The 6,782-nt window shown below is 62.1% G+C and carries 7 protein-coding genes; 5 read left to right on the top strand and 2 right to left on the bottom strand.

Annotated elements, in window-relative coordinates; translation table 11 throughout:
- Positions 1-36: 36 nt before the first annotated feature.
- Both HFK74_RS31760 and HFK74_RS31765 read right to left on the bottom strand, forming a co-directional pair.
- Positions 37-936: a bestrophin family protein gene (locus tag HFK74_RS31760; RefSeq protein ID WP_180206982.1), complete on the bottom strand. Its 900-nt coding sequence runs from the start codon at positions 934-936 to the stop codon at positions 37-39.
- A gap of 185 nt (positions 937-1,121) precedes the next feature.
- The gene (locus HFK74_RS31765) at positions 1,122-1,973 is read right to left on the bottom strand and encodes a CAP domain-containing protein (protein WP_180206984.1); all 852 of its coding nucleotides are present in this window, start codon (positions 1,971-1,973) and stop codon (positions 1,122-1,124) included.
- Between the two features lie 144 nt (positions 1,974-2,117).
- Here HFK74_RS31765 and HFK74_RS31770 point away from each other — a divergent pair, with 144 nt between their 5' ends.
- The 5 genes from HFK74_RS31770 to HFK74_RS31790 all read left to right on the top strand — a co-directional run bounded on the left by HFK74_RS31770 (position 2,118) and on the right by HFK74_RS31790 (position 6,488).
- Complete coding sequence (locus HFK74_RS31770) at positions 2,118-2,738, top strand: cell wall hydrolase (protein WP_180206985.1); 621 nt, start codon at positions 2,118-2,120, stop codon at positions 2,736-2,738.
- 186 nt (positions 2,739-2,924) lie between these two features.
- On the top strand, positions 2,925-3,887 hold the full coding sequence (locus HFK74_RS31775) for an NAD-dependent epimerase/dehydratase family protein (protein ID WP_180206986.1): 963 nt from the start codon (positions 2,925-2,927) through the stop codon (positions 3,885-3,887).
- Positions 3,888-3,933: 46 nt separating this feature from the next.
- A complete protein-coding gene (locus HFK74_RS31780; RefSeq protein ID WP_180206987.1) occupies positions 3,934-4,674 on the top strand; it encodes a glycosyltransferase family 2 protein in 741 nt (246 codons plus the stop codon).
- On the top strand, positions 4,671-4,949 hold the full coding sequence (locus HFK74_RS31785; protein WP_180206989.1) for a lipid-A-disaccharide synthase N-terminal domain-containing protein: 279 nt from the start codon (positions 4,671-4,673) through the stop codon (positions 4,947-4,949). The genes HFK74_RS31780 and HFK74_RS31785 overlap by 4 nt, the downstream gene beginning before the upstream one ends.
- 3 nt (positions 4,950-4,952) lie before the next feature.
- Complete coding sequence (locus tag HFK74_RS31790; RefSeq protein WP_180206990.1) at positions 4,953-6,488, top strand: glycosyltransferase family 39 protein; 1,536 nt, start codon at positions 4,953-4,955, stop codon at positions 6,486-6,488.
- Positions 6,489-6,782: the final 294 nt, after the last annotated feature.

Below are 6,782 nucleotides of genomic sequence, written 5' to 3' on the forward strand. Positions count from 1 at the left end.
GAGCAGGTGGTTTGAACAGCCCGCCACCGACATCCATCAGCTCAATACGTAATCCACCGGCAGAAGCGGCGGCGGCAATGACGTCTCACCCATGGCCGCCAGGACATCGCGCTCGATGGTGCGTACCAGGGCGTCGATGGGCAACTGGTTTTCATCGCGACCGAACGGGTCTTCCAATTCATCGGCAATCGCATCCAGGCCGAAGAACGTATAGCTGACAATGGCGGTAAAGATCGGCGTCAGCCAGCCCAACGGTTCGGCCATGGCGAATGGCAGCAAAATGCAGAACAGGTAGATGGTGCGGTGCAGCAACAAGGTGTAGGGGAAGGGCAGCGGCGTGTTCTTGATCCGCTCGCAGACCGCTTGGACCTGGGTCAGGCGGGTCAAGTGGTTGGCCATCAGCATGTGGCGCCACTCGTTGATCACGCCAGACTCGGCCAGCGCCGAGCACTGTTGGCCGGCCTGCATCAGGATCCGCCCGCAGAGATCGCCCGCGTTGTCCGTGGGCAGCGGGTCGAGCCAGGCGCTACTGGCCGCCAGTTCGTTTTCCTGGCGCAGCCTGGCATTGAGCGCGTGGGCGAAGCCACAGAGTTTGCGCAGCAGGCTGTTGCGCTCGCTGTCATCCTTGATCACCTGGGTTTCCCGCGCCATGGAGCGAATCTCCACCAGCATATCGCCCCAGGCCTTGCGCGCTTCGTACCAGCGGTCATAACAGGCGTTGTTGCGAAAGCTCATGAAGATCGACAGCGACAGGCCCAACAGGGTGAAGGGCGTCGCGCTGACCTTGGAAAAGTAGCTGGGGTGCGCCATCTCCACGAGCACGATGGCCGAGGCGAGCAGCGTCACCATCAGGGCGCGCCAGGCGATTCGCTTGGCGATCGAGCCTTTGAGCGAAGTCAGGATGCCGATCAGGTTGGGTTTGGGTCTTACGATCATGGTTGTGCGCCTGAGCAAGAGCTGTGATGGAGCTGGCGTTGAACCGCCGCTCATGGGCATGACGCGGCGCAGGCTAGGAGCAATGAATCAGTACGTCCAATCACTATGAGTGACCGGGCGATCGATGGAGTCTATGACGGATTTTCAAGCGCGCAGCGAGGGTGCATCGCTGCGGCTGTCGTCATTCACTGGGCCCCGAACATCACCGTCCAGTAGATCCCCGCATCGCTCTTGGGATCGACCGCATACGCCGCGCCCAGATCGCGGAACTGTGGGTTCATCAGGTTGGCGCAATGGCCGGGGCTGGCCAGCCAGCCGTCGACCACCTTGCGCACGCTGTCCTGCCCGGCAGCGATGTTTTCGCCAATCTGCTGGAAGTCGTAGCCGGCCAGTTCCGCGCGGTCGCCCGGGGTGCGGCCGTCGCGGTCCTTGTGATCGAAGTAGTTGTTGTTGGCCATGCTGCGCGACTGGGCTTCGGCGGCGCTCGCCAAGGTGGCGTTCCAGGTCAGCGGCGTGGTGGCGTTGAAGGCTTGTGCGCCGCATTGGCGGGGTCGACTGCGCGCGACGTTGAGCTCGGCCAGCAGTTTTTGCCCTTCGGCCTGCGTGTCGCCCAGGCGTGCGCTCAACAATGGCCGGGCCAGTACGATGCGCCACTCGTGGTCCTGGCGGCTGACGCCGACGTCGACGAATTGCGGGTCGAGCACGATCTGGCAAAAGCTTTCCTGGATCGCCTTCATGGCCGAGGGCGCATCACGCGGCCCGGTCAGGCTGATCGCCTGCACGTTCTTCATCGGATACCCGGCCGTGGCCATGGCCTGCTGCAGGTTGCCGACGCTGGCGGCGGACAGCACCAGCCGCGGGTCGGCCGACAGCGGCGGCAGTTCCGATGACACCTGGCCGGCACAACGCTGCAACTGGGCGCGGTAGACGTTGATCGATTCGATCAGTTGCGACTCATCGCTCGCCAGCGCGCTGGCGGCAAACAGAAGTCCCAGTGAAAACCCGGCAAGGCGCAGGGTGGACGATAGGAAATGCATGGAAATCCTCCTTGAGCTGACTGTGCCCATGATGCGCGAAATGCCCCCCTTGAGCGCAATGCCTTTTTCCAGGATCTGGCATCCTTCGCGCCATTATTTCACTACTACACTCAAGCGATACTGCCTACAGAGTAGTGCCCGATCATGCGCCACGACTGGATAGCCACCTGCCTCGCCCTGACCCTGCTCGCTGTCCCGGCATTCGCCACCGACCAGGAGCAAAAACAGAAAGTCGCCGAAGACAAGGCCGAGGTGCTGGAGCAGAAGGCCTCGGAAAACAGCAGCCCCGCGGCGGCGCCCAAGTCTCAGGCCATTACCCAGCCTGAGGTCCAGGCCGTGGACCCGGCGGGCAAGGCGCCGCTGGATGACGCCATCACCTGCCTCGCCCGTTCGATCTACTGGGAAGCCAAAGGCAAGGACGCTGCCGACATGGAAGCGGTGGCCAACGTGGTCATGAACCGCCTCGGCCACGCGGGTTTTCCCGATACCGTATGCGGCGTGGTCAAGCAGGGCTCGGAGACCAGGAGCTGCCAGTTCTCCTGGTGGTGCGACGGCCGTTCCGACTCCGTACAGGAAGAGGTGCCATACGCGACGGCCAAGGAAATCGCGCGCAAGGCGCTGAACAAGCAATTGCCGGATCGCACCAAAGGCGCGCTGTATTTCCACGACCGCACGGTGAAGCCGGACTGGGCCAAGGAGTACACCCACACGGCCGACATCGGTTTGTTCAGGTTTTACAAACCGCAAGGCGGGGATGCGAAGTAGTTTCTTTTATCCGGGAAAGTCCCTGAATTTCATCCAGGCCAGCGAAACTGCAACAATTCTGTTTTACAAGCTTCATGACGGAGCAACGCGTTAGAAATGTCATGAGCGGATACAGAACATGAAGCAGGCGTGGTTTTTCAGCAGTCAGTCGGCACCGGCAGGTGCGTCCTTTCGGGTGAGCGCCTCGTGACGGTTCTCGTCACCGGCGCCGCCGGTTTCATCGGTTTTCATACGGCCCGGCGCTTGTGCCTGGATGGTCACGAAGTGGTCGGGATCGACAACCTCAACGACTACTACGACGTAGCGCTCAAGCAGGCGCGGCTAAAGGTGCTTGAGTCGTTGCCGGGTTTTCGCTTCCTGAAGATGGACATCGTCGACAAACCGGCATTGCTGGATTTGTTCCGCGAGTACCGGTTCAGCGACGTGGTGCATCTGGCCGCCCAGGCCGGCGTGCGTTATTCGCTGGACCATCCGGATGTCTACGCCCAATCGAACCTGGTGGGTTTCCTCAATGTGCTGGAAGCCTGTCGGTACCATCGGCCCGGGCACCTGATTTACGCCTCGAGCAGTTCGGTCTATGGCAGCAACGGCAAAATGCCTTTCAGCGTCGAAGATGCCGTCGATCACCCGGTTTCGTTGTACGCGGCTACCAAGCGTGCCAATGAACTGCTGGCCCACAGTTACTGCCACCTGTACGGCCTCAAGGCCAGCGGCCTGCGCTTCTTTACCGTCTACGGGCCCTGGGGCCGGCCCGACATGGCACCGTTCAAATTCACCGAGGCGATCCTCAAGGGCCTGCCCATCGACGTCTACAACCAGGGCGAGATGGCGCGGGACTTTACCTACATCGACGACATCGTTGAAAGCATCGCCCGCCTGCGCACACGACCGCCGGGCGAGGGTAGCCATCAGCTGTTCAACATCGGACGCGGTGAACCCATGGCGCTGCTGGATTTTATTGAGTGCCTGGAATCGGCATTGGGCACCTTGTCCCTGCGTAACTTCATGCCGATGCAGGACGGTGACGTGGTCAAGACCTGGGCCGATGTCTCGGCGTTGCAGGCGTGGGTCGACTTTCGCCCGCAGGTCTCGGTGGAAACCGGGGTCGGGGCTTTTGTGCAGTGGTATCGGCAGTTTTATCAGATTTGAATTGTTCGCCGCTGATAACGGTAAAACCAAAGGGCGAGGGGACTCCATGAGCCAAGACATATTTGTATCGGTACTGATTCCGGCCAAGAACGAAGCGAACAACCTCAAGCCGTTGCTTGAAGAGGTGCGCGAGGCGCTGGCAAACGAAGTGTACGAAATCATCGTGGTCGACGACGGCAGCACCGATGCCACCTTGCACGAGCTGCGGCAGATCAGGAACAGCGGCCTGGGTGCCTTGCGCATCCTGCATCATGAACGCTCGCTGGGGCAAAGCACCTCGCTTTACCACGCGGCACGGGAAGCGCGCGGGCAATGGCTGGCCACCCTCGACGGCGACGGCCAGAACGATCCCGCGGATATCCCCGGCATGTTGGCACTGGTGCGCAGTGAGCGGGGCAGGGGCGACGTGCAACTGGTGGCCGGCCACCGCACCAACCGCCGCGATACCGCGAGCAAGCGCTGGGCCTCGCGTTTCGCCAACGGCCTGCGCCGGCGCCTGCTCAAGGACGCCACGCCGGACACCGGCTGCGGCTTGAAACTGATCGAGCGCACGGCGTTCCTCCGCCTGCCATATTTCGACCACATGCATCGTTTCATTCCGGCATTGATCCAGCGCCACAACGGCCGAACGATCAATTATCCGGTCAACCATCGAGCGCGCACCGCCGGGGTGTCCAAGTACGGCAACCTCGACCGTGCCCTGGTGGGCATTCTTGACCTGGTCGGTGTCTGGTGGCTGATCAAGCGCACGCGGCTCAACACCCACGTCCAGGAGCTGGAAGGATGATCATGACCCGCGAAGCCCTGTGGCTGGTAATCGGTTTTGCCGGACAGATCGCGTTTACCGGACGGTTCGTCTTGCAGTGGCTGTACAGCGAATACAAAAAGCGCAGCGTCATCCCGGTGAGCTTCTGGTACCTGAGCATCGTCGGCAGCACCTTGCTGTTTGCCTACGCCATTTACCGCCAGGACCCGGTGTTCATCGCCGGGCAGGCGTTTGGCTCCATCGTGTACCTGCGTAACCTGCAACTGATTGCCAAAAGCCGAAAGCTCAAGGACTGAACCATGCGCCGAACCCTCTCACCCCGGGTCGAATGCCTGGTCCTGATGCTGCTGGCCTTGCTGTTGATCGGCGCCGGGCTGGGCTTGCGCCAGGCGCAGAACGTCGATGAAGAGCGCTTCCTGGGCGTGGCCCTGGAGATGTTGCACAACGGCTCGTGGCTGATTCCACACCGGGCCGGGGAAATCTACGGCGACAAGCCACCGATCTTCATGTGGACGGTGGCCTTCTTCGTCTGGCTGACCGGCCTGCCCAACATCGCGCTGTACATTCCCGGGCTGTTGTCGGCGGCAACGGTCACGGCGCTGGTCTACGACCTGGGCCGTCGGCTCTGGAGCCAGCGCATCGGTCGCATCGCAGCACTGTTGTACCTGGCGACCTACCAGACCTACAGCATCCTGCGCACCGGGCAGATCGACAGTTTCCTGATTCTGTTCACCACCCTGGGCCTTTACGGGCTGGCGCGACATCTGATGGTCGGACCCGCCTGGCGCTGGTTCTACGTGGGATGTGCGGCGATGGGCATCGGCGTGATCACCAAGGGCGTGGGTTTTCTGCCGGCGTTGCTGCTGATTCCCTATGCCTATGCGGTGCGCAAGGATTGGCCGGGGGTGGTGGCGATGCCGGGCCAGGCGCGCCGATGGCTGCTCGGGCTTGTGTTCATGCTGGCGGCGATTGCGATCTGGCTGCTGCCCCTGGCCTTGTCCATAGCGCTCAATGGCAGTCCCGAGGAAATCGCCTATGCGCGGGAAATCCTCCTGCGCCAGACCGCCGGACGCTACGCCGCCGCCTGGCATCACCGCGAACCCTTCTGGTACTTCTTCACCAACGTCATTCCGCAGTACTGGCTACCGCTGGTTTTGGTGTTGCCGTGGCTGGTCCCGGCCTGGCGCCGCCAGCTGCAAAAACGCGATGGCCGGGTGCTGGTGTTGCTCGGCTGGGTGGCGCTGGTGGTGCTGTTTTTCTGTATCAGCAGCGGCAAGCGCAAGTTGTACATTTACCCGGCGTTACCGGGGCTGGTGCTGGTGGCGGCGCCGCTGGTGCCCTGGTTGCTGCAGCGTTGGTTCAGGCAGCGCCCGCGCTTGCGCCGAGTGTTCCCGGCATTGGTCGCGACCTGGTTGGTGCTGTGGTTTGCCCGGGGGTTTGTAGAACCGGTGAAGGACGGGACCAATCCCAATCAAACGCTCATGGCGCAGGCCAACGGCATGACCCATGGCGCGAACCTGGTCCTGGTCAACTGGAGCGAAGGGCACTGGCTGTTCGCCCGCCAGCCGATCGTGCACTTCGGTATGCTCGACTCCACCGTCGAAAGAGCCGCGCAATGGCTGCGCGAACACCCGCGGGACTACGCCCTGGTGCCGGACGACGTGCTGGTCCGCTGCTTTAAGCCTGAGGCTGCGCGGGAACTTGGGGAGAACTCCCGGGCGCGCTGGTCGATTGTCGGGGTGGATGCGGATAACGGGCAGTGTCATGCGCAAGCGTCGTCGCCGGTGTATCGGTTTTCCTGGGCTGATCCGCAGGTGCAAGTGTCCGTCCCCTAGCGAAGCTGATGCATTTTTGGATTGGGTGTAAATGCGGTTACAGCCACCCAGGGTTTCGCTCTTACTGTAGGAGCCCGGCTTGCCGGCGAAGGCGTCCTGACATTCGATGATTGTCTTTCAGGTGTACATATCCATTCCTGCGGTAACGGCCACCTAGGGTTTCGCCCTTACGGCGAGTCACTTGGAAAAGCCCCAAGTAACCAAGGGCTCTTGCCCCTGACGTTCGGTGCCTCGCTAAGGCTCGGCATGCCCTCGCTCCGGTCCTGCTCCGTGGGTCGCCGCGATGGGCCATCC

Origin of the sequence: Pseudomonas sp. SbOxS1 (assembly GCF_013416725.1) — a bacterium.
Classification (GTDB): domain Bacteria; phylum Pseudomonadota; class Gammaproteobacteria; order Pseudomonadales; family Pseudomonadaceae; genus Aquipseudomonas.